General features: G+C 27.0%; 3 pseudogenes. 2 read left to right on the top strand and 1 reads right to left on the bottom strand.

Annotation, left to right across the window (positions count from 1 at the left end):
- Together LRB30_RS05725 and LRB30_RS05720 are read left to right on the top strand one after the other, a co-directional pair.
- Positions 1-263, top strand: a pseudogene (locus tag LRB30_RS05725) (hypothetical protein); the annotation flags it as partial.
- Positions 260-856 (top strand): annotated as a pseudogene (locus LRB30_RS05720) (DUF276 domain-containing protein); the annotation flags it as partial. The pseudogenes LRB30_RS05725 and LRB30_RS05720, both read left to right, overlap by 4 nt.
- A 97-nt stretch (positions 857-953) precedes the next feature.
- On the opposite strand, the pseudogene LRB30_RS05715 reads toward LRB30_RS05720, so the two are convergent.
- Positions 954-2089, bottom strand: a pseudogene (locus LRB30_RS05715) (RNA-guided endonuclease TnpB family protein).
- Positions 2090-2227 lie beyond the last annotated feature (138 nt).

Here is a 2227-nt window from a genome sequence, read left to right as displayed (position 1 = left end):
GGCGAGCAAAAACAAAAATTGTTCATATTTTGTAAAACTCTGAGGGGAAGTCTAAGTTATGCTCCTAATTGGGGACTAGACTACACTTTACTTTTGAAACTACTCAAAATTAATAATCTTCAGGCTGTAAAAAACTATTTCAATGAAATATCTAAAGAACTTAACTTGGATTTAATAAATATTTCAACTACTATACAAGACAACAAAGCACATATATCCTTTTTTTCTCAGGCGATGTTTTGAATATGGAGTTTAATTTATGAGCATAGTTTTTGATTCTAATTTTGGCATTTTAAAACGTACAATTAAAGATATTGTAAGATCGAAAAGAGAATATTTGCGTGTAAATTATGGTATTAATATTGATGATAATAACAGTTCAATTTATAACATTATTGCATCTTCTTTAGCATTAATTGAAGAAGAAATAATTAATGAGCTTAATCTTTTTTTTTCTAAAATGAGACCGGGTGGAACCTATTGGACTGCTATTGAAGAACATATTTCTTCTAAAAGCACAACTTACAGTGCAGTGCGTTCTGCTTTACTTAATCTTGATGGGATTGAGTATTCTAATATTAAAAGTTCGGCCGGAAAAGCTAATGTATATCTAATTCTAAAAGAAGATTTACTTGACTCTAGTAAATCTAATATTGACAACTCAGAATTTAAGGCTAAACCTTGGGAAACATTATGTCTAACAACTCCTAGTGGCACATTACTTGAAGGAAATATAGAAATTGACGGACTTAACCCAACTGGACAAAAAAAATCCTATAAAATATCACTCGGAAAAAGAAAATATGTTTACATGAAAGTAAAATACAAACTGGATCGTGAACTGCTATTTCTAAATCAAAGATTATAGAAATAGCAGTTTGTTTCATCCCATGATAGCTTTTTAGGTTCTACAAGAACGATCATCCACTAGAGCATGGTCCACAAGCTTTACTTTAGGCAGTTCTTGCCTTAGTTTTTATTTCTTTATAATAATAAGCCTTAAAGGTTTAGACTTGCATTTATATCTCTATCATGCGAAGTGTTGCAATTATTGCAAGTCCACCTAGTATTACTTAATTTTAGAGTGGTATTTTTAATGTTACAACTGCTGCATAGTTTACTTGATGGAAAATATCTATCTACTTTATACAAAGAGGATCTATGCCATTCTGATTTATATGATAATTGTCTTACAAACTCAGACCATCCTAAATCATTAATACTTTTCCCAAACATTCCTTTTTGCATACCTTTAATTGATAAATTTTCTATTACTATGTTTTTATAATTGGATACGAAATAATAAGATAATTTATGCAAAAAGTCTTTTCTTTGATTTGAGATTTTTTTATGTAGCTTAGCAACTTTTAATCTAGATTTAGTTCTATTAATAGACCCTTTTTGCTTTTTTGATAATTTTCTTTGGTATTTCTTAAGTTTATTCTCATTTTTTAGTAAATATTTAGGATGATTGATTTTCTCACCTTCACTACTTACTAAAAAATGTCTCATACTCATATCAATACCAACTACCTCTTTTTTATCGCCTTTAGTTTCATTGTTATTTTTATTATTTAGACACTCAACTGCTATTGAAATATAATATTTATCATCATTATCTTTTTCCACCACTACATTTTTAATAAATTCATTATCTTTAATGCATCTATGTAGACATAATTTTACAAACCCTATTTTAGGTAGTCTTATATAATCATTCTCTATTCTTATTGAGTTTTTTTGATTATTAGTTCTAAAAGTTTGTCTATTTTTTTTACTTTTATATTTAGGAAATCCTTGTGTTTTATTTCCTTTTTTAATTTCTCTAAAAAAATTATTATACGCAGAGTTTAAGTCAAGTTGGGCATTAGAAAGAGCTAAACTATCAACTTCCTTTAAGAATAGAAATTCTTCTTTATATTTACTTGGATAAGTAATTAAACTTTGTTTATTTTTTTCATAATAATCTTTCTTATCACTTAACATTTTGTTATACAAAAATCTTACACATCCAAATACTTTTGAAAAATATTCTTTTTTGAGTAGTGTTAGGATATATTCTATACTTGTAAGCTTTATTAGCACCCATATATCTTATTATTTTATAATATTTTATACTTAGCGTATATGTCACATAAGTTAACTTTTCATAATCACTGCGTACATTCAATTAATTATCACCTAGTATTAGTTACTAAATATAGGCATAAATGCATAAATAATGAGA

Origin of the sequence: Borreliella americana (assembly GCF_021043605.1) — a bacterium.
Classification (GTDB): Bacteria; Spirochaetota; Spirochaetia; order Borreliales; family Borreliaceae; genus Borreliella; species Borreliella americana.
This window is presented reverse-complemented; position numbering and strand designations above follow the sequence as displayed.